The 24,195-nt window shown below is 71.4% G+C and carries 21 protein-coding genes; 10 read left to right on the plus strand and 11 right to left on the minus strand.

Features of this window, described 5'->3' with window-relative positions:
* The first annotated feature begins 36 nt into the window (after window positions 1-36).
* Window positions 37-1,920 carry an alpha/beta hydrolase-fold protein gene (locus tag KBX26_RS01440; RefSeq protein WP_210864494.1) on the plus strand — a complete coding sequence of 628 codons (1,884 nt, stop codon included), beginning with the start codon at window positions 37-39 and terminating at the stop codon, window positions 1,918-1,920.
* A gap of 70 nt (window positions 1,921-1,990) precedes the next feature.
* Here KBX26_RS01440 and KBX26_RS01445 read toward each other — a convergent pair whose 3' ends face one another.
* A complete protein-coding gene (locus tag KBX26_RS01445) occupies window positions 1,991-2,704 on the minus strand; it encodes an alpha/beta fold hydrolase (protein WP_030330630.1) in 714 nt (237 codons plus the stop codon).
* A 215-nt stretch (window positions 2,705-2,919) separates the two neighbouring features.
* Here KBX26_RS01445 and KBX26_RS01450 point away from each other — a divergent pair, with 215 nt between their 5' ends.
* From KBX26_RS01450 to KBX26_RS01465, 4 genes are all read left to right on the plus strand, one after another.
* Complete coding sequence (locus tag KBX26_RS01450) at window positions 2,920-3,558, plus strand: DNA alkylation repair protein (RefSeq protein ID WP_210864697.1); 639 nt, start codon at window positions 2,920-2,922, stop codon at window positions 3,556-3,558.
* Window positions 3,559-3,633: 75 nt separating this feature from the next.
* A complete protein-coding gene (locus KBX26_RS01455; RefSeq protein ID WP_210864495.1) occupies window positions 3,634-4,872 on the plus strand; it encodes an MFS transporter in 1,239 nt (412 codons plus the stop codon).
* 219 nt (window positions 4,873-5,091) lie between these two features.
* Entirely contained in the window at window positions 5,092-5,820 is a 729-nt protein-coding gene (locus tag KBX26_RS01460; RefSeq protein ID WP_210864496.1) for a hypothetical protein, read from the plus strand.
* Window positions 5,821-5,866: 46 nt separating this feature from the next.
* Window positions 5,867-6,151 carry a hypothetical protein gene (locus KBX26_RS01465; RefSeq protein ID WP_030330638.1) on the plus strand — a complete coding sequence of 95 codons (285 nt, stop codon included), beginning with the start codon at window positions 5,867-5,869 and terminating at the stop codon, window positions 6,149-6,151.
* A gap of 103 nt (window positions 6,152-6,254) precedes the next feature.
* Here KBX26_RS01465 and murQ read toward each other — a convergent pair whose 3' ends face one another.
* Complete coding sequence (gene murQ, locus KBX26_RS01470) at window positions 6,255-7,148, minus strand: N-acetylmuramic acid 6-phosphate etherase (RefSeq protein WP_030330640.1); 894 nt, start codon at window positions 7,146-7,148, stop codon at window positions 6,255-6,257.
* A gap of 261 nt (window positions 7,149-7,409) precedes the next feature.
* Here murQ and KBX26_RS01475 point away from each other — a divergent pair, with 261 nt between their 5' ends.
* From KBX26_RS01475 to KBX26_RS01485, 3 genes are read left to right on the plus strand one after another with little or no spacing between them, the layout of a single operon-like run.
* Window positions 7,410-8,969, plus strand: coding sequence for a sodium:solute symporter (locus tag KBX26_RS01475; RefSeq protein WP_030330642.1), 1,560 nt, complete (start codon window positions 7,410-7,412; stop codon window positions 8,967-8,969).
* Window positions 8,970-8,980: 11 nt separating this feature from the next.
* Window positions 8,981-10,153, plus strand: a complete 1,173-nt coding sequence (locus KBX26_RS01480) for an anhydro-N-acetylmuramic acid kinase (protein ID WP_030330644.1) — start codon at window positions 8,981-8,983, stop codon at window positions 10,151-10,153.
* Window positions 10,154-10,180: 27 nt separating this feature from the next.
* The gene (locus KBX26_RS01485; RefSeq protein ID WP_210864497.1) at window positions 10,181-13,048 is read left to right on the plus strand and encodes an FAD-binding and (Fe-S)-binding domain-containing protein; all 2,868 of its coding nucleotides are present in this window, start codon (window positions 10,181-10,183) and stop codon (window positions 13,046-13,048) included.
* A 59-nt stretch (window positions 13,049-13,107) separates the two neighbouring features.
* Here the strand turns inward: KBX26_RS01485 and KBX26_RS01490 are convergent, their stop codons facing one another.
* The 4 genes from KBX26_RS01490 to KBX26_RS01505 form a co-directional block, all read right to left on the minus strand.
* Window positions 13,108-14,031: a peptidase inhibitor family I36 protein gene (locus KBX26_RS01490; protein WP_156057432.1), complete on the minus strand. Its 924-nt coding sequence runs from the start codon at window positions 14,029-14,031 to the stop codon at window positions 13,108-13,110.
* A 6-nt stretch (window positions 14,032-14,037) separates the two neighbouring features.
* Window positions 14,038-14,922, minus strand: a complete 885-nt coding sequence (locus tag KBX26_RS01495) for a peptidase inhibitor family I36 protein (protein ID WP_030330650.1) — start codon at window positions 14,920-14,922, stop codon at window positions 14,038-14,040.
* Between the two features lie 32 nt (window positions 14,923-14,954).
* On the minus strand, window positions 14,955-15,818 hold the full coding sequence (locus KBX26_RS01500; RefSeq protein WP_210864498.1) for a peptidoglycan-binding protein: 864 nt from the start codon (window positions 15,816-15,818) through the stop codon (window positions 14,955-14,957).
* Between the two features lie 199 nt (window positions 15,819-16,017).
* Window positions 16,018-17,031: an NBR1-Ig-like domain-containing protein gene (locus KBX26_RS01505; protein WP_210864499.1), complete on the minus strand. Its 1,014-nt coding sequence runs from the start codon at window positions 17,029-17,031 to the stop codon at window positions 16,018-16,020.
* A gap of 137 nt (window positions 17,032-17,168) precedes the next feature.
* On the opposite strand from KBX26_RS01505, the gene KBX26_RS01510 reads away from it, so the two are divergent.
* Window positions 17,169-17,585, plus strand: coding sequence for a hypothetical protein (locus KBX26_RS01510; RefSeq protein ID WP_210864500.1), 417 nt, complete (start codon window positions 17,169-17,171; stop codon window positions 17,583-17,585).
* Between the two features lie 70 nt (window positions 17,586-17,655).
* Here the strand turns inward: KBX26_RS01510 and KBX26_RS01515 are convergent, their stop codons facing one another.
* Together KBX26_RS01515 and KBX26_RS01520 are read right to left on the minus strand one after the other, a co-directional pair.
* Window positions 17,656-19,689 (minus strand): hypothetical protein, encoded by a 2,034-nt coding sequence (locus KBX26_RS01515; protein WP_210864501.1) that lies wholly within the window; start codon window positions 19,687-19,689, stop codon window positions 17,656-17,658.
* A gap of 80 nt (window positions 19,690-19,769) precedes the next feature.
* Window positions 19,770-21,011, minus strand: coding sequence for an MFS transporter (locus KBX26_RS01520; RefSeq protein WP_210864502.1), 1,242 nt, complete (start codon window positions 21,009-21,011; stop codon window positions 19,770-19,772).
* Between the two features lie 45 nt (window positions 21,012-21,056).
* Here KBX26_RS01520 and KBX26_RS01525 point away from each other — a divergent pair, with 45 nt between their 5' ends.
* Window positions 21,057-21,602 (plus strand): ABATE domain-containing protein, encoded by a 546-nt coding sequence (locus KBX26_RS01525; protein ID WP_210864503.1) that lies wholly within the window; start codon window positions 21,057-21,059, stop codon window positions 21,600-21,602.
* Window positions 21,603-21,688: 86 nt separating this feature from the next.
* On the opposite strand, the gene KBX26_RS01530 is transcribed toward KBX26_RS01525, so the two are convergent.
* The 3 genes from KBX26_RS01530 to KBX26_RS01540 all read right to left on the minus strand — a co-directional run bounded on the left by KBX26_RS01530 (window position 21,689) and on the right by KBX26_RS01540 (window position 23,977).
* Complete coding sequence (locus tag KBX26_RS01530; RefSeq protein WP_167337290.1) at window positions 21,689-21,835, minus strand: hypothetical protein; 147 nt, start codon at window positions 21,833-21,835, stop codon at window positions 21,689-21,691.
* A 131-nt stretch (window positions 21,836-21,966) separates the two neighbouring features.
* Window positions 21,967-22,608, minus strand: coding sequence for a GNAT family N-acetyltransferase (locus KBX26_RS01535; RefSeq protein ID WP_210864504.1), 642 nt, complete (start codon window positions 22,606-22,608; stop codon window positions 21,967-21,969).
* 139 nt (window positions 22,609-22,747) lie between these two features.
* Window positions 22,748-23,977 carry a cellulose-binding domain-containing protein gene (locus KBX26_RS01540; protein WP_210864505.1) on the minus strand — a complete coding sequence of 410 codons (1,230 nt, stop codon included), beginning with the start codon at window positions 23,975-23,977 and terminating at the stop codon, window positions 22,748-22,750.
* Window positions 23,978-24,195 lie beyond the last annotated feature (218 nt).

The raw sequence follows: 24,195 nt of genomic DNA on the forward strand, positions 1-24,195 counted from the left end.
AGACCGCGACGTGCGACCACAGAGGAGTCTTCGCGCATGAGGGAAACGACCGGAAGACGCAGGCTCCGGCTAGCGATCTCGATTCTCGCGTTCACGGCACTCGGAGCGGGGGCCGTCGTCCCCGCGCCAGCTGCCGCCGCCGGCAGGCCCACCCCCGCGCCGGGCGCGACCGTCAAGGCGGACCGCACCTCACCCACCGGCTACACCGTCACGTTCGTCTACCGCAATCCGCACGCCACCCAGGTCCGCCTCGCCGGCGACCTGACCCTGCTCGACGTCAACACCGGCACCACGCGCTACCAGCCGGAACAGTGGCAACCGGGGCGCTACCACTCCGGCGGCACCGAGTTCCTCCGCGACATGACCAGAGACCCGAAGGGGAACTGGTCGGTCTCGGTCCCGCTGCACGCCGGAGGCCTCAGCTACTGGTACCGGGTCTGGGACCCGACCCAGGGCTGGGAGAACAAGCGCATCTGGGATCCCGCCTCGACGAACCCGCGGCCCCCGGGCGAGTCCTCGTTCCGGGTCAGGAACAACGACGTTCTCGACGCCGTGTCCGTGCCGTACGCCGAGAAGCAGAACGACCCGGTGCTCAAGGAACGCGCGGGCTACGAGTTGCCGGTGGCCGACCGCGCGAAGCGGGGCACGGTCACCTACGTCCCGTACACCACGATCCTGGGTGACAGCGGCCACTATCTCGGCGTGTACCTGCCGGCCGGCTATGACGCCAACCGCGCGCAACCGTACAAGGTCGCGTACCTCGCACACGGCATCTTCGGCGACGAGACCGACTTCATGGTCCCCGCGAACGTCCCGAACATCCTGGACAACATGATCGCCAAGGGCGAGATCGAGCCCACAGTGGTCGTCACCATGGGCAACCACTTCACGGGCACCAGCCTCGGCTTCGCCTCCTACAACCAGACCAACGCGGCCAACAACCTGGTCCAGACGATCCTGCCCCTCATCGAGGGCCGCTACCACGTCTCGACCGAACGCTCCGGGCGCGCCTACGCCGGGTTCTCGTACGGCGGGATGACGGGCGGCGTCGTGATCAGGAACTACCCGACCACCTTCGGGTTCTACGGACACTTCTCCGGCAACCCGTCGCTCACCACCGGGGACTACGACACCATCGCCAACGCGGTCGGAGACGACGACCTCTCCGTCTTCCTCGGCAACGGCGTCTTCGAGGGCAACCTCAACGCCCAGAACGCCATCGCTGACAACTTCCGGGCCCGGGGGTACGCCGCCGCGACGGCCCAGGTTCCCGGCGCGCACGACGGGATGACGGCGGGCCAACTGTTCACGATCTTCGCCCGGGACCATCTGTGGTCCGGGGTGGACTCGGTGTCGGTGACGCCCGCGTCGGTGAACCTGACGACAGGGTGGAACTGGACCAGGCAGTTCCGCGCCCGGGTGACGACCAACGAGGGCGTGAGCCCGGCGGTGACGTGGTCGGTGCGGGGGGCGACCTCCCCGGACACCACCATCTCCACGGCGGGCCTGCTCTCGGTCGCCGCCGGGGAGACCGCGTCGTCGCTCACGGTGGTGGCGACGTCGGTGATCGATCCGACCAAGTCCGCTTCGGCCCAGGTCACAGTGGTGCCGGCGGGCACGGCACGGGTCACGGTGAAGGCGAAGGCCGCGCCTGCCTCGGTCGTTCGCGGTGACACGTTCACACTGCGCGTCGACGTACGGGCACAGTCGCCGCACCCGAAGGCTCCGACGGTGACCGGCGAGGTCGCGGTCACCTTCGGCGGCGCGACCCACGTGGTGGCGCTGCGCGGTGGTGCGGCCGTCGTCGACCTGCCGACCGACGGACTGTCCGCGGGGGTGTACCCGGTGCACGTCGCCTACTCCGGTGACCCGGTGCACGCCCCCACCGCGGCCGTCCACCAGCGGCTGCGGGTTCGCTAGACAAGCAGGCCGGGTGGGCCGGCGACCTTCCGTCGTCGGCCCACCCACCGTCAGCCGACCGTCCGGACCGTCAGCTCACCCCCCGAACCGCCTCGATGACCGACTCGGCGACCTCACTCGGGTCGGCCACCGCCATCGCGTGCGACCCGCCGACGACCTCGCGCTGCCCCCGAGGGTTGGCCCGCTCGGCCATGAAGCGGTGCGCCTCGACCGGGATGTTCTTGTCCAGGTCCCCGAACACGAACCAGCTGGGCAGCGACCGCCAGGCAGGGTCGCCGGTGAGCTGGTCCCCCAGTGCCTGCTCGGTGATCGGCCGCTGGGTCCGGGCCATCAGCGCGGCCATGTCGCCCGACGCGTCCGCGCAGAACTGCGCGTGGTACCGGTCCTGGGCGATCGCCACCTCGTTGCCACCCGTCGACACCGGGTACTGCACCAGCGTGTCGGCCAGGGTGCTGCCGGGGAACTTGCCCGACAGCGACAGTGCCGACTCCCCGGTGTCCGGGGCGAAGGCGTTGACGTACACGAGGGCCCGCACCGAGGTGTCGCCGGCCGCGGCCTGCGTGATCACCATGCCGCCGTACGAGTGGCCGACGAGGATGACCGGTCCACCGATCCCGCGTACGACATCCCGCACGTACGCGGCGTCGCCCGCGACGCTGCGCAGCGGATTCGCGACGGCCACCGAGTCGTACGCGGCGCCCATGCGCTCGAGCACTCCGTTCCAACTCGCCGACTCGGCGAACGCCCCGTGCACGAGCACGATGGTGGGCTGTGGATCAGGCATGACTGGTGCCCCCTCACTCCGTGAAGCTGTTCACCGCCGGTCGCACTGGTACGCCTGGATACCCGTCACGCGAATGTGAAACGTCCGGTCCCGGTCGCCTGCACCGGTCCTGCCGAACGCGTCGGTCGGCGGGCCAGCGCCGTAAGCTGCATCAACCCCGATGGCAGGAGGCTGCGGTGGCGGCGACGACGAGCACTGCGACGGTGGCCGAGGTGATGGCCGAGCTGGCCGAGCTGGCGGACCCGAGGGCCCGCGAGGTGAACGCCAGACACGGTGACGATCACGGTGTGCACCTCGGCGCGCTTCGGGCGCTCGCGAAGCGGCTGAAGACGCAGCACGATCTCGCGCGCCAACTCTGGGCGACGGGTGAGTCCGCGGCGAGACTGCTGGCGATCCTGATCTGTCGTCCCCGGGCGTTCACGCGTGACGAGTTGGACGTCATGGTGCGCGAGGCGCGCACCCCGAAGGTGCACGACTGGCTGGTCAACTACGTGGTGAAGAAGAACCGGCACGCCGACGAGCTGCGGCTGGCCTGGTTCGCCGACGCGGATCCCGTGGTCGCGAGCGCCGGCTGGGCGCTGACCACCGAACGCGTGACGAAGAGTCCCGAGAGTCTCGACCTCCCGGGACTGCTCGATGTGATCGAGACCGAGATGGCGGACGCGCCGGATCGCCTCCAGTGGGCGATGAACCACTGCCTGGCGCAGATCGGGATCGAGCACGCCGAGCACCGCGCTCGGGCGATCGACATCGGCGAACGCCTGGGGGTGCTCAGGGACTATCCGACCTCCCCCGGCTGCACGTCTCCGTTCGCGCCGATCTGGATCACCGAGATGGTCCGCCGCGCGGGATAGACAGCACCTTCCCGGTCGAGCCCTCTGGAACGGGGTCGACGCCGTCCGCCACCTGTCCCTATAGTGAGTTCCATTATGGGACTTACTACGTTCTGGCGGTGGTGGGTCGCCGGCACGACCAGCCACCTCGGCTCGGCGGTCGGCGCGCTGGCCCTACCGCTGACCGCGCTGAACGTGCTCCACGCGTCGGCCTTCGAGATGGGTCTGATCACCGCGGCGGGCTATCTGGCGTACCTGCTGATCAGCCTGCCGGCCGGGGTGATCGTGCAGCGCGTGCCGCTGCGCGGCATGCAGGTCGGCCTGGACCTGGTCCGGGCCCTCGCCATCGCGTCGGTCCCGCTGGCCTGGTGGCTCGGCATGCTGACCGTGGCCCAGCTGATCGCTGTCGCCCTGGTGGTGAGCTTCGCCAACGTGCTGTTCGACGTGGCGAACCAGACGTTCCTGCCGGAGATCGTGCCGGCCGCGCAGTTGCAGGCCCGCAACAGCCTCACCTCCGGCACCCATGCCGCCACCACGCTGGGCGGTCCGTCCCTGGGCGGCTTCGCGGTGGCGGTGCTGGGCGCGGTGCCGACGCTCTTCGTGGACGCCGTCAGCTATCTGGTCTCCGCGGTGTTGCTGCGCACCCTGCCGGCTCGCCGGGTGCAGCGATCGGCCGAGCGACCACCGATGGTCACGATGATCCGCGAGGGCTGGCACTTCGTGCTGCGACACCCGATCATCGGACCGGCCATGTGGGACGCCACCGCGACGAACTTCGTCAGCGGCGCGATGCTGGCCCTCTTCCCGTTCTACCTGGTGCGCGAGCTGCACGCATCGCCGGTCCTGGTCGGGCTGCTGATCGCCACCGACGGTCTCGGCACACTCATCGGCGCCGCGCTGACGACCCGCTTCACCAACCGGTTCGGCACCGCCCGCGGCCTGATCATCGCGGCCTTCGTCGGCGTGGCCGGCGCGCTCATCATCCCGCTGGGTACCGGCACCGCCGCATTCCTGGCCTTCGCGGCCGGCAACCTCATCCTCGCCAGCTCCACAGTGGTGCTCAGCGTGACCACCCGCACGTACCGGATGCTCGCCAGCCCACCGGAGCTGTTGTCCCGGGTGATCGCCACTGTCAAGTTCGTCTCCTGGGGCGCCATCCCGGTCGGTGGCCTGCTCGCCGGCCTCCTAGCCGGGCCGCTCGGTGCCCGCACGACATTGCTGATCTTCGGGGCGCTCACCGTGCTGTCCCCGATCATCTACCTGTCGACGCCGATCCGCGGCCTGCGCGACCTGCCACTCGACAGCGCGCCGGCCCCCACCGAGGCCCGGGTGTGAAGCCCACCCCCGCTCCGTCCACAGTGCTCGGCCGGGACATCGACAGAAGGTGTAGCCAACGGTTCACCGGGGCAAGAACCCGCACATGAGGCAAGCGACACTGCGGCACGGGTACCTGCCCGACCAGCGGCACCGCACCGGCGAGCCCGGCCGGGCAGGGCCGGCGACGTCGCTGCCGACGGCCGCCGGCTGATGCGGTTGAGGCACAGCCTTCCCCCGGTGGCGCTCGGGGCGGCGGCGCTCGGGGCGGCCCTGGGCGCCAGCCCCGCCCACGCCGACAGCCCGTCACCGTCGCGTCTCCCGCCGCTGGAGGTCGCCACCTCGCCGCAGGCCCTCTCGGTTTCGGTGGACGACGTCGTCGAGGTGCAGCTGGATGTCCCACTGCCCGTGCCGACGACTGTCGTCCCGCTGCCCCTGCCGTCCACGGACCCGCTGCCCCTGCCGTCGATAGAACCGCCGCCCCTGCCGCCGCCCCTGCCGGTACCGACAGTGTCGGCCAGGCCGGTACCGACAGTGTCGGCCAGGCCGGCCACCACCGCGCCACGTCGTCCGGCCCGTGCCCCCTCGTCGCCGCGCACCACGCCGACGCCAGCCGCCCCGGTCCCGCCTGCCGTACGCCTTGACCAGTCGGTGCCGTCGACGGTGTCCCCGGGCGGTGCCCACGGCAGGTCCGATGGCCGGGCGTCGGATCGGGCGCGGGCGACGACGGCCACCGTCACCGGTGAGCGGCCCGTCCCGCCGGCCCGTCCCGCACCGGGGCCGCCGGTGTTCGTCGTGGCGCTCGCCACCGGGCCGGCCACCACCAGCACCGGCGGTGCCGAGCCACCTCCGTCGACAGCCGAAGCTCCGCCATCCATCCCGCTGCTGCGGGCCGGGTTCACCGTCAGCGCCGTCGACCTGCGCGCTACCGGTCTACCGGTGGAGCGGGGTCCTCCCCCGCCCCGGTAGCTCCTGATCACCCACTCACGTCCACGACGTTGATCAGGAGAGACTCATGGAAATCGCCGTCATCTGGATCCCCGCCGACATCGAGCCGTCGGAGCCCGCCGTCGCGAAGTGTCTCCGCCACCTTCGCCGACACTCGTACCGATTCGCGGGAACCGTGCGGGCACCGTGGGAGACCGTCGAACAGAGCATGATCGACGGGGAGGTGGATGTCGTCGTCATCGCCGATTTCGCCCACCTCCCGCCGGACCGGTCCCCCCGGATCGAGCTGGCCAGCGCCACCGGAGACGATGCGGACGGGGACCAGCCGGCTCCCGACACCCAGCAGCACTGACACCACGAAGCGCCCCGTCCGCAACGAACGGGGCGCTTCGTCGATCTGGTAGCGGGTCAGCCGCGGGACAGCTCGCCCCGCCGAAGGCCGGCCTCCCGACGGGTCAGGCGGCGACGGCCGCCCGGACGTCGTCGTCGGCGTCGCGCAGCCGGGCCGCGGCCTCCTCGGCGGTGCAGTTCGCCAGCAGCAGCACGATGGCCGTCTTGGCGTGCCCGCGCGCCGCCGCGAGCGCCCGCGCGGCGGTGTCCAGGTCGGTGTCGGCGGCCTCGGCGACGATCCGACGGGCCCGGTCGACGAGCTTCTCGTTGGTGGCGTTCATGTCCACCATCAGATTGCCGTAGACCTTGCCCAGCCGGGCCATCGCGGCGGTCGACAGCATGTTGCAGACCAGCTTCTCGGCGGTGCCGGCCTTGAGCCGGGTGGAGCCGGTGAGCACCTCGGGCCCGGTGGGCACCTCGATGGCGACGTCGGCGTGCCGGCTGGTCACCGCGTCGGTGTTGCAGGCCACCGAGACGGTCGCCGCGCCGCGCGCGCGGGCGTGGTCCAACCCGCCGACCACGTACGGGGTACGGCCGCTGGCGGCGAGCCCGACCACCGTGTCGCGGGCGGTCAGGCCGACCGCGTCGAGGTCGGCGACGGCGCGGGTCGGGTCGTCCTCGGCGCCCTCGACGGCGACACCGAAGGCGCGCGCCCCGCCGGCGAGCAGCCCGACGACCCGATCGGGCGTGGTGCCGAAGGTGGGTGGGATCTCGACGGCGTCGAGCATGCCGATCCGGCCGCTGGTGCCCGCGCCGAGGTAGATCAGCCGTCCGCCCTGGCGTAGCGACGCCACGATGACGTCGACGGCGGCGGCGATGTCCGGCACGGCCCGGCGGACAGCCTCGGCGACCGTCTGGTCCTCGTCGTTCATCGCGAGAAGCAACTCGGTGGGAGACATCCGGTCGAGGTCGCTGGTCTTGTCGTTGCGGGTCTCGGTGCCGAGGGTGCTGAGGTCCACGGGGTGCTCGTTCCTCTCGCTGGTGTGCAGTCGCCGGCCGGCGGGGCGCGGATCTCCGGTCGCCCGGCGGCCCGGGACGGCTCGTCGTCGAGCGCGTCCTCGCGACCCGCCGCCACGGCCAGGCCGCGGCGCAGCTGCGAACAGTCCCCGTATCAGCAGGCTGAAACCACAGCGTAACCAGCCCGGCCGGGCGGTGGCAAAAAGTTTCGCGTTACCCTGGTCCAACGTCACTTCTTGACAATCGCTGGTTGGGAGCGAGCCGTGCGTCAACTCGACCTCGTCGTGATCGTGCTGTACCTCGTGGTGATCGCCTTCGTCGGACTACGCCTGTCCGGCAAACAGAAGTCCGCCAAGGACTACTTCGTCGGCGAGGGCCGACTGCCCTGGTGGACCGTCTCGTTCTCCGTGGTCGCCACCGAGACCAGCGTCCTGACCGTGATCAGTGTTCCCGGCGGCGCCTACAGCGGTCAGGGCTTCGGCAACGTCGAGCTGGCCCTGGGTTACGTCATCGGTCGGGTCGTCGTGGCCGCGGTGCTCATCCCGCTGTACAAGCGGGGTGGGTTCGTCAGCGCCTACCAGTACCTCGGTGAGCGGTTTGGCCTGAAACTCCAGGGTCTGGCGTCGGTGACGTTCGTCTTCACCCGCCTGCTCGCCGAGGGCGTACGGCTGTTCGCCTCGGCCATCCCCATCAAGCTGCTCCTCGACGAGTTCGGGCTGAACGTCAGCTACCAGGCCATCATCATCGTGCTCACGCTCATCACGGTGGTCTACACCTACCTCGGTGGCATCAAAGCGGTCATCTGGACCGACGCCATCCAGATGGGGCTGTACCTGGGTGGGGCGATCCTGGCCATCGCGGTGCTCAGCCACGCCGTCGGCTTCGACGGCTACTCGCAGGCATTCGACGCCGGCAAGTTCCAGCTCTTCGACACCAACTTCGACCTCGCGCACGTGCTCACCAGCCCGTTCGCCCTGCCGACCGCGATCATCGGTGGCGCGATCTTCGCGATGGCCAGCCACGGGTCGGACCAGCTGATCGTCCAGCGCATCCTGTCCACCCGGACGCTGCGCGAGGGGCAGCAGGCGATGATCTCCTCGGGCATCTTCGTGGTGATCCAGTTCGCGGCGTTCTCCCTGGTCGGGGCGCTGCTGTGGTCGTACAACAAGGGTCAGAGCTTCAAGGAGCTCGGCCTGGCCAGTAGCGACAACCTCTACCCGAGCTTCATCCTGCACGCTCTGCCGGTGGGCATCTCGGGTCTGCTGGTGGCCGGCATCCTCGGCGCCGCGATGGGTTCGCTGTCGTCGGCGCTGAACTCGATGTCGAACTCCACCGTCGCCGACTTCATCCACAGCTTCTTCCGCACGGTCCCGTCGGACGACGTGATGCTCCGGCTCGCCCGGGTGATGACCCTGGTCTGGGCGGTGCTGATGGCGGTCTTCGCCTGCGCGTTCAGCTCCAGCACCGGAAACGTCTACCTGACCGGTCTGACCATCGCCGGCTACACCTACGGCGCACTGCTCGGGGCCTTCCTGCTCGGCCGCCTGGTCAAGCGGGCCAACCAGGTCGACGCGGTGATCGCCTTCCTGGTCACCGTGGCGGTGATGACCTACATCGTCCGCTACGTCAAGATCGATGTGACGACGGCCGGGACCACCACCGCCACCGCGATCGCCGCGCAGTGGCTGGTCCCGATCGGCGTCCTGATCACCCTGGTCGTCGGCGCGGTGTCGAGCCGGTTCCACCCGGCCCCGGAGACGCCGTACGACCATGGACGCACCGACGAGGTCGACGAGACGGCAGCGCCCGCCGGCCGGGCCTGAAGGAGGACGTGATGCGCGTGATCGGCCTGATGTCCGGAACCTCCTACGACGGCATCGAAGCCGCCGCCGCCGACCTCGACCTCAGCGGTGACACGCTGCGGATGCGAACGCTGGGTCGGCTCAGTCACCCGTACCCCGAGCAGCTGCGCACCCGGATCGCCGCCGCCCTGCCGCCCGCCCCGACCACCACCGAGGCGATCTGCGTGTTGGACACCGGCATCGGCCAGGCGTTCGCCGAGGCTGGCGTGCGGGCCCTCGCGGAACTCTGCGATGGCCACGCCGACCTGCTCGTCTCGCACGGGCAGACCATGCACCACTGGGTCGAGGACGGCACGGTGCGTGGCACCCTCCAGCTGGGTCAGCCGGCCTGGATCGCGGAGGCCACCGGTCTTGCGGTGGTGGCCGACCTGCGCAGCCGCGACGTCGCCGCCGGCGGCCAGGGTGCCCCCCTGGTCGCCCTCTTCGACGCGCTGCTGCTGGGCGGCCTGCCCGGCGTCCCGGCCGCCCTGAACCTGGGCGGCATCGCCAACATCACCGTCGTCGCGCCGGACGCCGACCCGCTCGCCTTCGACACCGGCCCGGCCAACGCGCTCCTCGACGCCGCCGCCCGCCACTTCAGCGGAGGCACCGAGCACTACGACCGGGACGGACGCGGGGCGGCCGCCGGGCAGGTGAACCTGGCCCTGCTGCGGCGACTGCTCGACGAGCCGTACTACCGGCTGCCCAGCCCGAAGAGCACCGGCAAGGAGCTGTTCCACACGCCCTACCTGCTGGCCGCCCTCGCCGACGCGCCCACCCCGGACCCGCAGGACGTGCTGGCCACGCTCACCCGACTGACGGCGGCCACGGTGGCCGACGCCTGCCGCGATCACGGCGTCACCCGGCTCGTCGTCTCCGGCGGCGGGGCGCGCAATCCGACGCTGATGCGCATGATCGCCGACGAGCTGCCGGACGTCGACCTGTCGTCGAGCGACGACCTGGGCATCGCCTCGGACGCCAAGGAGGCGTTGGCCTTCGCGCTGCTGGGCTACCTGACCGTGCACGGGCTGCCGGGCACCCTGCGCTCGGGCACCGGCGCGCGGCACCCGTCCGTACTCGGCAGCATCACGCCCGGCCGGCAGCCGCTACGGCTGCCCGCGCCGGTCAGCACCGCTCCCAACCGGCTACAGATCGTCGCCGACTGACCGCCCCCTCGTCCGGGAGGATCGCCCATGAGCACCGCCGTACCCGCGCCAACCTCGGCCGGCGTCCGCGCCCGTGCGGTCGCCGAACTGCTGCGCGCGCGCCTCGATGACCCCAGCCGGGCCAGCGCCGAGCTGCCCCGGAGGCTGGCGGCGGCACACGACGCCTCGCCGTACCTGTTCGAACCGCAGGCCGTGGTCCGCGCCGCCTCGGCGGCCGAGGTCGGGGCGTTGATGGCCGGCGCCCGGGAGGCAGGCGTGCCGTTGACCCTGCGCGGCGGTGGCACCAGCCTCGCCGGGCAGGCCGGCGGCGCCGGCGTGCTGGTCGACGTCCGCACCGACTGGCGGCACGCCGAGGTCCTCGACGACGGCCGCCGCATCCGGCTGCAACCCGGCCTGACGATCCGGCAGGCCAACGCCCGGCTGGCGCGCTACCGACGCCGGCTCGGCCCGGACCCGGCCAGCGAGGCCGCCTGCACCGTCGGTGGCATGGTGGCCAACAACTCCAGCGGGATGACCTGCGGCACCACCGACAACGCGTACCGGACGATGGAATCGCTGCGCTTCGTGCTCCCGTCCGGCACCGTCGTCGACTCCGGCGCCCGCGACGCCGACGACCGGCTGCGGACCGACGAGCCCGAGCTGCACGCCGGGTTGCTGCGGCTGCGCGACCGGGTGCGCTCGACGCCGCAGTCGAGCGCCACCGTCGAGCGGCTGTTCGCCATGAAGAACACCATGGGGTACGGGCTGAACTCGCTGCTCGACCACGACAGCCCGGTCGAGATGCTCGCCCACCTGATGATCGGCAGCGAGGGCACGCTCGGTTTCGTGGCCGAGGCCGTCTTCCGGACCGTCGAGATCCACGACCACGCCGCCACCGGCCTGCTGATCCTGCCCGGTCTCACCGCCGCCACCGACGCGCTGCCCGCCCTGCTCGCCGCCGGCGCCCGTACCGCCGAACTGCTCGACGCGGCAGCGCTGCGGGTCAGCCAGCGCGACCCGGGTGCGAGCCCGGCCCTGCGCGGGCTGACGGTCACCGGCCACGCCGCGCTGCTGGTCGAGTTCACCGAGGAGAGCGCGGAGCGGCTGGCCGCGACGCTGGCCGACGCCCGGGTAGTCCTCGACCGGCTGCCGGCCGTCGCGGGCACCGAGCTGACCCGCGACCCGCGCGAACGGGCCCAGCTCTGGCACCTGCGCAAGGGCCTCTACACCGCCGTCGCCGGTGCCCGCCCGCCCGGCACCACCGCCCTGCTGGAGGACATCGCGGTGCCGATGCCACGGCTGACCGGCACCTGCGACGGGCTGATCCGTCTGTTCGACAGGCACGGCTACCCGGACGCGGTGATCTTCGGGCACGCCCGCGACGGCAACCTGCACTTCATGCTCACCCAGTCCTTCGACACCGCTGCCGAGATCGAGCGCTACGCCCGGTTCACCGACGACATGGTCGACCTGGTGCTGGCCGAAGGGGGCACCCTCAAGGCCGAGCACGGCACCGGCCGGGCCATGGCACCCTTCGTCCGGCGGCAGTACGGCGACGAGCTGTACGACGTGATGCGCGAGCTGAAGCGGTTGTGCGACCCGACCGACCTGCTCAACCCCGGCGTCCTGCTCAACGACGACCCGACAGTGCACCTGCGGCAGCTCAAGGCCGTGCCGACCGTCGACCCCGAGCTGGACGCCTGCGTCGAGTGTGGCTACTGCGAGCCGGTCTGCCCCACCGCCGACGTCACCACCACCCCCCGGCAGCGCATCGTCCTGCAACGACAGATCGCCCTCGCCACCGCCGCCGGCGACGAGGAACGCCGCCGGGAACTCACCGCCGACTACGCGTACGCAGCTGTGGACAGCTGCGCCGCCGACAGCCTCTGCGTCACCGCCTGCCCGGTCGGCATCGACACCGGGGCGGCGATGAAGCGGCTGCGCGCCGAGCGGCACAGCCCACGCGCCCAGCGCACCGCCCGCACCGCCGCACGGCACTGGCAGGCCGCCGTGACGGGCGTCCGGGTGGGACTGACCGCCGCGCACGCCGTACCGGCGCCGCTGACCCGCGCCGCGACCGGGGTGATTCGAGGGCTCGGCGGGACCGAACTCATGCCGCTGTGGAGCGACGACATGCCGCGCGCCGGTGCGCCCCGCCCCGCGCCCCGCAGCGAGCCGGACGCCCGGGCGGTGTTCTTCGCGGCCTGCGTCGGCAGCCTCTTCGCTCCCGAGGACGGCCGGTCCGGCGGAGCGGCTACGGCGTTCCTGCGCCTCTGCGAACTGGCCGGAGTCCCGCTGGTCGTACCGACCGGAACAGCGGGCCTGTGCTGCGGAACCCCGTGGCAGTCCAAGGGCTACCCCGCCGGGCACCGGGAGATGGCCGAACGGACCCTGGCCGCGCTCTGGGCGGCCAGCGACGAGGGCCGGTTGCCCGTCGTCTGCGACGCGTCGTCCTGCACGCACGGGCTCACACAGCTGACCGCCGCGCTGGCCGAGGAGGATCGGGCCCGCTACGCCGGCCTGCGCGTCGTCGACAGCGTGAGCTTCACCGCCGAGCACCTCCTGCCGGCGCTGCCGCAGCCCCGGCGACTGCGCTCGCTGGCCCTGCACCCCACCTGCTCCACTGTGCACCTGGACGGCATCGACGACCTGCGCACCGTGGCCCGGGCGGTCGCCGACACCGTCACCGTGCCGGACAGCTGGGGGTGCTGCGCCTTCGCCGGTGACCGGGGGCTGCTGCACCCCGAGGTCACTGCCGGTGCCACGGCGGCGCAGGCCACCGAGATCAACCAGCGCGGCCACGACGCGTACGCCTCCAGCAACCGCACCTGCGAGCTGGGCATGAGCCGGGCCACCGGGCAGTCGTACCGGCACGTGCTGGAGGTGCTCGTCGAGGCCGTCGAGCCGCCGGCGTAACCGGCACGCGCACGCCGCCCGCCGCGAACTGCGGCGGGCGGCGCGGTTGGTACGTGATCTCAGGACAGGGCGATGTCGCTGTAGTAGTAGCGCAGGATCGCCTGGTAGGTCTTGCCCTGGTTGGCGAGGTCACGCGAGCCGTACTGCGACAGCCAGTCCCCGTCCACCCAGCCACCGCACGCGGTCGTCGTCGCGCAGTAGTGCGCCCGCAGGATGTTGCCGTTGCGGGTCATCCGGGCCGACCAGGTCCGGTCCACCGCGGCGGACGTGGACGAGACTGCCGTCGACGGCCGGTAGACCTGGTCGCCGGTGTCGTCCCGGACGTCGTAGCACTGTCCACCGGACGTCTTCCGGGTCGAGTGCAACGCCCAGTACCAGCCGTAGCTCTTGACGGCCATCGCACCGGCGTCCAGCGAGGCGGCCGGCCAGCTCGTGATCCACTCGTTCGGGAGGACGTTCTTGACGTACGTCTTGAAGTCGACCCGATCGACGCGCCCGAGGCTGACCCGGTACACGAGGATCGTGCTCGGCAGCTTGGTGTTGGTGCCGTCGGTGCTACAGCCCGTCGCCCCGCTCACCAACTCGTGCGAGGCGTTGTTGTTCTTCAGCGTGGCGTTGAGGTTTGCCATAGCGCCGGCTGCGAAGTCCTGGTAGGAACCGGCGAAGTTGCTGTTGAAGTAGACCCGCACCGTCTTGCCGGTCCGGTTCCACACCGACGCGGCGTTGTTCTTCACGCACAGGCCCTTGCCGCTGCCCGCGCCCTTGAAGTCGTAGCAGGTCGGCTGGGTCGTGCCGTAATCATCGAGCGAGTCGGTGAAGTCGGAGACCGAGCCGGCCTGGTCGCTGTTGTAGTAGTAGCAGAACTCGCCGCTGTCGCAGGTTCCGTCCCGTCCCGCCGCCGCTGCCGGCGAGGCGACACTCAGGATGGAGGTGGACATGGCGAGGACGGCGCCGACGACGGCGAGGCCCTTGCGAAAATTCACGGCGTCCTACCTCTCGTTGTAGCCCTGGGAGTTCCAGAACGCGGTCGGGTCGGCGTTGTCCAGGGTGGGGTCGCCGACGCTGACGGCCGCGTGGGTCTGCCGGCCGGCCCGGACCTCGACGTGGGTGTGCGCGCCCGAGCTGGAGGACACCCCGTGCCACGACTCGTCGGCGATGATCTGGCCCTTGCTGATGGCGTCGCCCACGCTCACCCCGGACCTCGGCGCGGTGTGCAGGTAGATCACCGTCTTGTTGAGCGAGGAGTTGTAGACGGAGATCGTGGACAGACCGCCGCTGCCGGTGGCGCCCCGCGCCACGTAGGTGACGGTTCCGGAGACCAGGGCACGCACGTCCGAGCCGACGCTGCGGGCGATGTCGATGCCCTCGTGCCGGCCGGGCGTGGTGGTGTAACCGTCGAAGGCGCAGGTGACCGAGCCGCCGCTGGCCTGGTACAGCGCGTACGACAGGTTCGTGCGCGTCGACGGCGAGAACTCGTGCGAGGCGTTGTTGTTCTTCAGCGTGGCGTTGAGGTTGCCCTTCGCGCCGGCCGCGAAGTCCTGGTAGGAACCGGCGTAGCCGCTGTTGTAGTAGACGCGCACGGTCTTGGTGCTGCGGTTCCAGACCGAGGCGGCCTCGTTCTTGATGCACAGGCCCTTGCCAGCGCCGGCGCCCTTGAAGTCGTAGCACGAGGGCTGCTCGGTGCCGTAGTCGTCGAGCGAGCCGGTGAAGTCCGAGACCGACCCCGCGTTGTCGCTGTTGTAGTAGTAGCAGAACTCGCCGCTCTCGCAGACCCCGTCTCGGGCCGCCGCCGACGCGGGCGATCCGACGCTGAGGATCGAGGTGGTCGCGGCCAGCGCGACGCCGACGGCCGCAAGGCTCTTCCGGATGTTCATGGTGTCCTTTCAGAATTGGTGAGGGGTGCGGGTCACTGCCCGCGCTGGTACTGCTCCCAGGTCCTGATCGCGACCTGAGGGCCGTCGTCCGGACCCTGGTTGGCCAGACCGTTCAGGCCCAGGTAGTAGTCGCCGACCTGGTGCTGCGCCTGACTGGACAGGTCCGTGTCGTTGATCGCGGTGGCGTGGATGTGCCACGGCCAGTTGCCCTGATCCGGGTTGCGGACCCAGGCGGCGAAGCCGACCTGGCGCAGGGCCCGGGCAACGGCGGTGCGCCTGGCCGCGGTCATGCCGGTGACCGCGATGTCCACCACACCCCCGCCGTCGTGCGTACCGGCCGAGGTGGGGTCGCCGCCGGGGTTGTACGAGCCCTGGTCGAGCACCAGGGGGTAGCCGAGCAGCCGCTGCGCCTGCGCCAGCATCGCCTGGGTACGGGCGTTGACGACGTACCCGTCGCGCGGGACCTTCGCGCCCGGGCCGATCGTGTTGACGACGGTGTAGCGGTTCTGCCCGAGCTTTGTCAGCGACGTCGTGCCGGGCAGCCCGTTCGCGGCCAGCCCGGTGTAGCCGAGCGTGCGTTGGTACGCGGCGTACGCCGAGATGGTCACGGTGCCGAAGTAGCCGTCGACCCACTGCGCGTTCAGCAGGCCCTGCGCCTGCAACGCCTGCTCGACGGCGAGCACGGAGCTCTTCGCGCCCGGGGTGAGGGTGTTGTCGGGCCGACGGGGGTCGATCTGGGCGGCCAGGACGGTGGCTTCCATGTCCACGACTGGCCGCACGGCCGTGGTGACGGTTCGCTGCGCGGTGGTGCCGGATGTGGCGGCCCACGCGTGGGCCGGGACCCCGACGGCCACGCAGAGCGCGGCGAGCCCGACGGATAACCACTGACGACGCACTGTCGATTCTCCTCGCGGTTGGTGAGTCGTTCGGAACGGACATCACCTTGCGAGAATCGACCTGCTGTTCGGTACCCCCGCCGTCCTGTCAGATCCGTCAGATGGTCATCGACCTCGACGGATGTGGTGTTGTCAGCTTCGGCGGCACCGGGGCTGACACCGGCTGATCGTGCGCTGACACCGGCGACCGGGGGTGCGCTCAGGCGATGACGGTGACCATGAAGTACACCGGCCGACGGGTGGGGAAGAACTCCTGCCCGTTCTCGTCGACCATCTTCCAACTGACCCAGCACTTCCCGGGGCGGCTCGGTGCGGTGACCTGAACACTGATCATCACCTGCTCGTCGGGAGGCGTGTCACCGATCGCCACCCGGTCCGGCACCTGGCAACCGTCGGCGTCGGCGGTCGGGTTGGTCCGGGCGAGGAAACGGTTGTGCCAGGCGACCTTCCCCACGTTCTTGAGGGCCCACACCTTGACGAACTGGGAGTTCACCCGCACCCGGGTGCCGTCGGGGATGGTCACGTCGGAGATGAACTTGCTGGAATCGCCGGGGATCAGCGAGTCCGAGAACACTGACTCGGAGGGCGACGCCGGCGGTCCGGGCGACGCGGCCACGGCACCGGGGTCGTCCCGGGACTTGTCGCGGACGATGACACCCACGACGGCAACCATCGCCACCACCAGTACGACCGAGGCGGCGGCGAGCCACGGCAGCCGGTGCCGCCGCGCCCCCACCACCTCCTCGTCGGTCCGCGGGTAGCCCGTGACGACCAGCGCGCCCCGATCCCCGGGCGGCGTCACGGGGACGCCGGAGACGACGGGCCGGTGGGTCTGCGGGGCGTCGACCCTGGTGTCGGGCTGCTTCTCAGCGGTGGCGGGCGGGGTGTCGACGCCGGCCGGGGAAGCGGTGCCGATCGGTGCCACCTCGGCGTCCGCGATGCCGGGGAGCTGTGCGTCCTCCCATCGACGCCGCCACTGGACCTCGTCCGCCTCGCAGGCTCGCACGAACTCCCGGACGGTCTCCCAGGAGGGGAACCTGGTTCCGGAGGCCGCCTCGTGCAGCGTGGTGTGCGAGATCCGGCCCGAGCGCCCCGCCATCTTCCGGAACGACGGGTCGCCCGCCTCGGCCCGCAGGGCCCGTAGCTGTTCGGCGAACCGCTCGGCGGCCCGTTTGTCCTGAGTCGACTCCGTGGCGGCACGTTGGTCCTTCATCACTCCCCCATGTCAGACGACGTTGTCAGGCGTTGTCAGAGCGTGTCAGAGGGTACCGAACGGGCGGTGGCCGCCATCAATGTGGTGCATCGACGACACCGGGGGGCGACGCCCGGTGCATTGGAGGAGGTCACCCGATGAAAAGCCATATCCGACGTGGCGTACGCATCCTCGCGGCCGCCGGTCTGGCTGTGCCCGCGACGCTGGCGTTCGCCGGACCCGCGCACGCCGAAACCAACCCGCGCTGTGCGGGCTCGGTGCAGATCGGCGCGACGGCGTACGTCACCGTCGGCGGTCAGACCGCGGCATCGGTCAAGCAGTACAAGGGCTGCGGTAAGAACTACGCCTACACGTACGTGTGGCAGCAGTACCGGGCCAGCCACGGCGCGTACCAGGTGTGCACCTCCATCGTGACCGGAAGCACGCTGCGCGACCTGCAGTGCTCCAGCGGCCCGGAGGTCTGGTCGCTGGGCGCGAACACGCTGTCGGTGTGCACCCGCGCCCTCGGCGGCATCTCGGACGTGGCGCAGAAGGAGACCGAGGTGCGCTGCTGACCTGACGAGTTCGACGTACCCCGGTGGGGTGCTGGCCGGTCCAGCGCCCCACCGGGTCACGATGTCCGGGTCAGGGGCAGGGGGTCCGCGCGCAGACGTCGATGACCTTGCCGGTGAGCAGGAAGACCGCCTTCTGTTTCTGGGCCCCGACCTGGGCGCGGGGGAACTCGTGCGGATCGTCGCCGAACTTGGGCCCGGCCGGGGCGAGGTTGGTCGGCGGTGGCGCCTGGGCCGCGCCGCTGTTCCAGATCACCATCGCTGAACCGGTGTACGGGTAGCGGCGGATCGGCGCGATACCCCAGTACGGGTGCACGTCCAGTGACCAGCCGTCGGCGAGCGCGGGGGTGTGCAGCCGAGCGCCGATGGTGCGCGCCTGCACCTCCGCCGCGGCGGGTGACACCTGCTGGTCGCCGAAGGCCACGTGCATCAGCACCTGGTGGGCGGGGGTGCGCGGTAGGGGCTGGTCGGTCAGGTGCTGGGCGTACCCGTTGGCCTCGGACCGGTCCCACAGCATCTGCAGCAGCGCGAGAATGAGCTGCTGGTCGACAGTGTCCGGGTAGTAGCCGTCCAGCACGCTCTGGAACGGCGCGAAGTCCACACTGCGTTGCAGCAGCGTGGAGTAGTTCATCGCCGGCACGCCGAGCACCGACCGGGTCCAGTCCTGGGCGATGGCGGTGAGCGCGCCGCCGTTGATGCCGCCCTGGCTGTTGCCGTCGTAGTGCAGGCCGCCCCGGCGATCGATCAGCGGCCGGGCGGTGGCGTCCCGGAACGCCGGGTGGGCGGCGAAGCCGCCCGGGTGGATCATCGCGCGGCCCAGGAAGAGGAAGTTCAGGAAGCTCTGCTGCAACCGGTCGGCCACCGCGGGGAAGGCGCTGAGGTCGGTGAAGGCGCCGGCCACATAGGGGACGTCGGCGGCGGCCATGCCGATCCAACTGGTCGCGCAGAAGGTGAAGTTGTGGGTGTTCGACATCGTCTTGACATTGCCGGCGTTGATCTCGGTCGGCCGGCCGAGCAGCCCGTGGCCGTACAGCGAGAGGTGCGCCGGCTTCGCGGCCGAGGCGCTGCGCGGGATGTTGCAGACGAAGTCCGCCGCCAGTGTCGTGCCCGACGGCGTGGGCAGGGCGTTGGGCGTGGGCGGTGTCCCGGCGCCGCCGGCCGGGGCGTAGTGCAACCGGGAGCCGGGGCCGCCGTCGCCGGTCAGATAGGACGGCACGCCGATGGTGCCGCTGACCTGCCGGGCGATCAGCGGGTCCTGCTCCGGCCGGTAGTCGGTCACCTGGGTGACGGTGACCGACGGGGCGGCCCGGCCGAGGTCGGCGAACGCGTCGTCGCGGACCGCCAGCATCCGGCCGGTCAGCCCGTGCCGGCTGGCCACCGTGAAGTCCCAGGCCAGGTAGAGGCTGTGCCGGTTGACGCCGCTCCGGGTCAGATCGGTGAGGATCCCGCGCATCTGCGGCGCCCGGGGGTCGCGGTGTGTGACGCCGGCACCCGTCACGTACGCCGTGAACGCCTTCGGCGCTCGGATCGGGGCCCCGTTTCCGTCGCGCAGGCCCCGCAGCCCGACCACGTAGCGGGTGCCCTCGGCCAGCGCCACCGCCGGCCGGATGATCAGCAGCTGCCGGTCGGGCTGGCCGACGGCGTGCGCGTCCAGCTCTGCCCAGTACGGCGTGCGTGTGCCGGTCCGGGCGTTGAGCAGCACGATCGGGGCGTCCGGTGCCAGCGAACGGCCGATGTCGGTGACCGGGGCGATACCGCTCGCGGTGGCGTCGAGACCGGGTACGCGCACCAGGATCGGCGAGCCGGGGCTGAACCCGTCCTGCCGGTTCCACTCCGTCGGGTCGATGGGGGTTCCCTGCACGTTGGCGGGCATCGCGGCGGCGGCGAACCGTACCCGTTTGCCGGTGGGGCTGCTCCGGTCCGCAACGGTGAAGTAGTCGTTCGGGAACGGCAGCAGGCAGGCGGTCGGGTCGATCGGGTCGCAGGACGGGTGCCCGGCCGGTGCGGGTGCCGTCGGCGGTGCCGCGGGGGCCGCCGTGCCGAGCAGGACCGCGCCCGCGGTCACCAGCACGGACACGGCGAGACGGAGCCCTCTGGGGGTGGTCACAGGCATCTCCTTCGACGCTGGACGGCGGATCGATGCGGGGCTGACGGTGGTGGTGTTCTTCCTACGCTTGTGAAAGAAACTCAGCAAGGGTCGATGAGTCCGCTCGCACACAGTTGCGGGCGGCGCCGCACCAGCAGGCCGCCCGCGATCCCCGCGACGATCGGGAAGGCGGCGACCAGCAGCAGTTGGGCGCTCGCCGAGAGGGGGGCGGCGAGGCCCAGGAGCCCGGCCCCGATCGCCGAGGCCGCCACCTTCAACCCGGCGCCGATGGTGAAGACCTGAGTGCGGATCGTCTCGTCGGCCAACTGATTCCGGGCCAGGAACAGCGCTGCGCCGAGCGGTCCAGTGCAGAGACCCGACAGCGCGAACAGCGCTGCGGCCAGTGGTAGGGAGTGCACAGCGGCGGCCAACGCGAGCGGTACGCCGACCGCGGCCATCGCCCAGACTGTCACCCGGGGCGCGTGGCGGGCGGGCAGCGGCCGCCATGCCCAGAGCAGCGATCCCACCAGTGCGCCACCGGCGGTCACGCTGAGGAGCAGCCCGGCTTGGGTCGGTTCCTGTGCAGCGGCAGCAAGGGTGGTGGCCACGACAGCCAGACCACCGAGGCCCAGTTGACCGAAGCTGGTGGTGAGGGTGATCGTTCGCAGGTCAGGGATCCGGGCGATCGCGCGGGCACCGTCGAACAGGCCGGCGGCTCGTGTCCGCTCCGTCGTGGTGGAGGCGACCAGGCGCAGGGATGTGACGCCGAGGGCGCCGAGCCCGGCGGCCACCGTGAGCGCGAGAACGCCGGCGCCGGGATCGGCCGCCGCCAGCAGCCCCACCGTGGCCGGCCCGAGCATGCCGGCGACGCTGTAGGACAACGAGTCCAGCGCGAAGGCGCGAGCCTCCTGTCCGGGTCCGGCCAGTGCCGCCAGTCGGCTGGTCAGTCCGCCGGTCAGCGCGGGTCCGCAGCACCCCGCGATCGCGAGGACGAGGCAGGTCTGCCACAGCGGCGCATGGCCGAGCATCGCGACCGGGGCGGCGAGGCCGGCGGCGAAGACGGCGATCGCGCCGGCGAGCACGACCGCCGGCCGTCGCGCGCGGTCGACCAGCGCACCGACCAGGGGCGCAGCCACGACGTGTGGGAGGAGCAGGGTGGCGACCAACGTTCCGCCGACGGCCGCGCTGCCGGTTCGGTCCAGGGCGAGGATCACCAGCGCCACACGTGCGCCTTCGTCGGCGGTACGCGCCAGCAGCGCCGCGGTCAGGTACCGGGCCAGTCGAGCGTTGTCCCGGCGGACACCGGAACCCACCTTCGTCACCTGTTCAACCGGTGATGCCATCGCATCACTCTTGCATCGCATCACGTCACCGGTCAATATGGTGACGTGAGGTTCGAGTTCATCGCCGATCGGCCGGTACTGGACTTCCTCCCCACGCTCGCCGAGCGTGGGCACACCGATGTCGAGCAGTTGACCGCTCCGCGAGACGTAGCGGATTGGGCCGTCCAGGCCGGCATCGTCGAACGACCGCCCGCTGTGGACGACGCCGGGCTGAGCCACGCCAAGGCGCTGCGAGAGGCGATGTTCCGCCTGGTCCAAGCCCTGATCAACGGCACCGGGCCGATCCCGGCAGACCGTGAGCTGGTCAATGCGGCCGCCGCGAAGCCGCTACCCGCGCTGCGCCTTGAGGCCGACGGGGTGCACCGCGACGGCGACCTGGCCGCCGTCCTGGCGGTCCTGGCGCGCGACTGCCTGGAGTTGCACGCCAGTGGCGACCGCCAGAACCTCCGCTGGTGCGCCGACGAGCACTGCACCAGAGCGTTCGTCGACCGGTCGCGCGGCGCGCGGCGGCGCTGGTGCGGCATGCGCGGCTGTGGAGACCGCGCCAAGGCGGCCGCGTACCGCCAGCGACGGCGCACCCCGGCACCATGAGGACAACAGACTCACGGTCGTGGCCGGCACCCCGATCGCGCTAGGGCTGCCGGCCAGGACCGACCCCACGATGACTCACGGCAGGATCAGTCGGTGATCACCGGCCAGGCGTAGGCGAGCAGGGCGCAGGCGGCACCCAGAAGCGCGAGCGAGACACCCCTCGTGGGCAACGGCAGGGCCGCGAGCACGATCAGGATGACGGCGACGACGTAGAGAAATGCCTGGACCGACATGGTGTTCTCCTCGATCAGGGGGTAGAGGCGGCTGCCTTCATCCGCCGGGATGCCCCCGGACGTGATCGTGGAAACGTCCCCCGGATCACGGTATGCACACAGTGGACGCGGGGTCCGTCAATGCGGTGTGCCTAGGCCTGGAGGAGAAGTGCTTCGGCGCCCACCGGTCGAAATCCCGCCGCCTGGAAGGCGCGCACGCTGCGGGCGTTCCCGGTGGCCTGCTGGGCCCATACCGGCTGGCCGTCGGGCACCAGATGCCGGGCCGCCGTCGCCAGCGCCCGCCCCAGGCCCCGGTGGCGACGCTCGTCGTCGACCTCGATCGCTGCCTCCCAACGGCCGGCCACCCCTCGGCCGAGCACGACCACTCCACCCTCGGCGGCCCAGACCCGGACGTCGTCACGGCGGCGACGGGCCCTGACCTCGCGGGGATGCTCGCCGTCGGCAAGCTCGGTCAGCCGCAGTGGCGGCGGCCCGGCGAGGTTGCTCGCGACGGTCAGCAGGTCGATGGTGTCCATGGACCGTCGGGTGCGGTCGAGCAGCGCACCCAGGAAACGCGGGTTCATCGTGGCCGCCAACGGGTCGCAGTCGGTGCTGCTCAGCACACGGCGTACCCACTGGGGGTCTTCGTCGGTGAACACCACCGAGTGCCCGGTGAAGGCGATGACTCCGGCGTCCCGGCGGCTGGGTTGCGGCACCACTGTGGTTCCGCCGTCCGGTGGTGGGAAGTGCCCGTGCGCCGCCGCGTCCAGGACGTCGGCCAGGTTGCGGTCCATTGTCGCTCTCTCCTGCGGGGCCCGGCCAGGTCGAGGCCGACGCGGTCCAGGGTGTGACCCACCCTCGGGGTCACACCCTAGACAGCATCGTCGGCGTGACGGCGCACCGCTGCCGGGCGCCGCCGACGACCCCGACGGGTCAGCAGCCGATCCGGCTGGACCCCACCGCGACATCGTCGTACCAGAGGGTGTCGGCTCCGCCGCCGTAGCTCTCCCAGCCCAGCTTCAGGTCGGTGAGCTGCGGTCGCCAGGTGCGGTTGTACCACTGGCCGTCGATGTCGTGCGTCGGCGCGCCGTCGGCGGTCAACCCGACGATGGCGGTGCCGTCCAACCAGGTACGCAGCTGACCGGCCGCGCCGTCCACCATGAACTCCAGGCAGGTCCATCGGTTGGTGGGCAGCGGCACGCTCTGTGCCACCCCGGCCGGGCTCTGCTCGGGCAGCGTCGCGTCGTCGGAGGCGCGGTTCCACTGCAGGGCACCGTTCTGGCCACCCAACCGCAGGTCCTTGTTGCCGTCGGCGGCGTCGACCATCGCCATCATCGTGGTGTGTTCGGTGGGCTGGGCGCTGGTGTGCCGGACCCAGATCCGCCCGTAGCGGATGGTGCCCACACTGCCCAGGTTCTTGGTGGACCTGATGAAGACGTGGTTGCAGTACCCGGCTGCGCCGTTGATCCGGACCGACCGGCTGCCGCTGTGCGTGGTGGTGGTGTCGATGGTGGCGGTGCCGGCACCGGAACAGTCCGGGCTGACCACGGCCCAGTCACCGGACGGCGTCGAACCGGTCTGGCTCTCGAAGCCGTCGCAGAGCACCGCGCCGGCACACCCGGTCGGCGGCTCGGTGGTCGGCGGCGGGGTGGTGGGCGGCGGCGTCGTCGGTGGGGGCGTCGTCGGTGGGGGCGTCGTCGGTGGGGGCGTCGTCGGTGGGGGCGTCGTCGGCGGCGGGGTGGCGCCGTTGCACGGGACGCCGTTCAGCGCGAACCCGGTCGGTGCGCCGGGACTGGAGCCGTACGTCCCCTGCAACCCGAACTCGGTGGAGCCGCCGGCCGGGATGCTGCCGTTGTACGACGCGTTACGGGCGGTCACCGTCGATCCTGACTGGCTGACAGTGGCGTTCCAGCCGCTGGTGACCCGCTCGTCCCCCGCGTACGTCCAGGTGACGGTCCAACTGGAGACGGCCGTGTCCCCCGGGGAGACCTTGATGGCGGCGGTGAACCCGCCGGGCCACTGGTTGGGTGTGTAGTCGACCCGGCAACCCTGGGCGGCCGACGCCGGGCCGGTGAGCACCGCCGCGCCGGTTGTGGTGGCGGCGGCGGCCAGCGCGGCGACGACGACCACTGTCGCGGCGGGGCGGGCACGGAAAATCGTCATGGAAGGTCCTTCTGAATCGAGCTGAGCGGAGGCCGCGACCGCGGCGTGTCCTGGACGGACGCGACGCGAGAACGTGCCCTGGATGCGGCGCGGCGGTGCGCCACAACTGCCGGTCGTGCGGACGACCGAGATGCCCGGCTCGGGGCGGACCTGTCAGCCGCCGACGGCCCGGTCTCCCGGGCCTCGGCGGCGCCCACCCTCAATCTATTGATGTGCGC

Origin of the sequence: Micromonospora sp. C97, from assembly GCF_018070385.1 — a bacterium.
In the GTDB taxonomy this organism is placed as follows: Bacteria; Actinomycetota; Actinomycetes; order Mycobacteriales; family Micromonosporaceae; genus Micromonospora; species Micromonospora parva.

Coding starts and splice junctions, on each gene's coding strand:
- KBX26_RS01445 (WP_030330630.1), bottom strand. CDS start 2,704: ATGCCTGATCCACAGCCCACCATCGTGCTCGTGCACGGGGCGTTCGCC.
- KBX26_RS01510 (WP_210864500.1), top strand. CDS start 17,169: ATGAAAAGCCATATCCGACGTGGCGTACGCATCCTCGCGGCCGCCGGT.
- KBX26_RS01540 (WP_210864505.1), bottom strand. CDS start 23,977: ATGACGATTTTCCGTGCCCGCCCCGCCGCGACAGTGGTCGTCGTCGCC.
- KBX26_RS01455 (WP_210864495.1), top strand. CDS start 3,634: ATGGGACTTACTACGTTCTGGCGGTGGTGGGTCGCCGGCACGACCAGC.
- KBX26_RS01535 (WP_210864504.1), bottom strand. CDS start 22,608: ATGGACCGCAACCTGGCCGACGTCCTGGACGCGGCGGCGCACGGGCAC.
- KBX26_RS01495 (WP_030330650.1), bottom strand. CDS start 14,922: ATGAACATCCGGAAGAGCCTTGCGGCCGTCGGCGTCGCGCTGGCCGCG.
- KBX26_RS01485 (WP_210864497.1), top strand. CDS start 10,181: ATGAGCACCGCCGTACCCGCGCCAACCTCGGCCGGCGTCCGCGCCCGT.
- KBX26_RS01505 (WP_210864499.1), bottom strand. CDS start 17,031: ATGAAGGACCAACGTGCCGCCACGGAGTCGACTCAGGACAAACGGGCC.
- KBX26_RS01480 (WP_030330644.1), top strand. CDS start 8,981: ATGCGCGTGATCGGCCTGATGTCCGGAACCTCCTACGACGGCATCGAA.
- KBX26_RS01465 (WP_030330638.1), top strand. CDS start 5,867: ATGGAAATCGCCGTCATCTGGATCCCCGCCGACATCGAGCCGTCGGAG.
- KBX26_RS01530 (WP_167337290.1), bottom strand. CDS start 21,835: ATGTCGGTCCAGGCATTTCTCTACGTCGTCGCCGTCATCCTGATCGTG.
- KBX26_RS01450 (WP_210864697.1), top strand. CDS start 2,920: ATGGCCGAGCTGGCCGAGCTGGCGGACCCGAGGGCCCGCGAGGTGAAC.
- KBX26_RS01520 (WP_210864502.1), bottom strand. CDS start 21,011: ATGGCATCACCGGTTGAACAGGTGACGAAGGTGGGTTCCGGTGTCCGC.
- KBX26_RS01440 (WP_210864494.1), top strand. CDS start 37: ATGAGGGAAACGACCGGAAGACGCAGGCTCCGGCTAGCGATCTCGATT.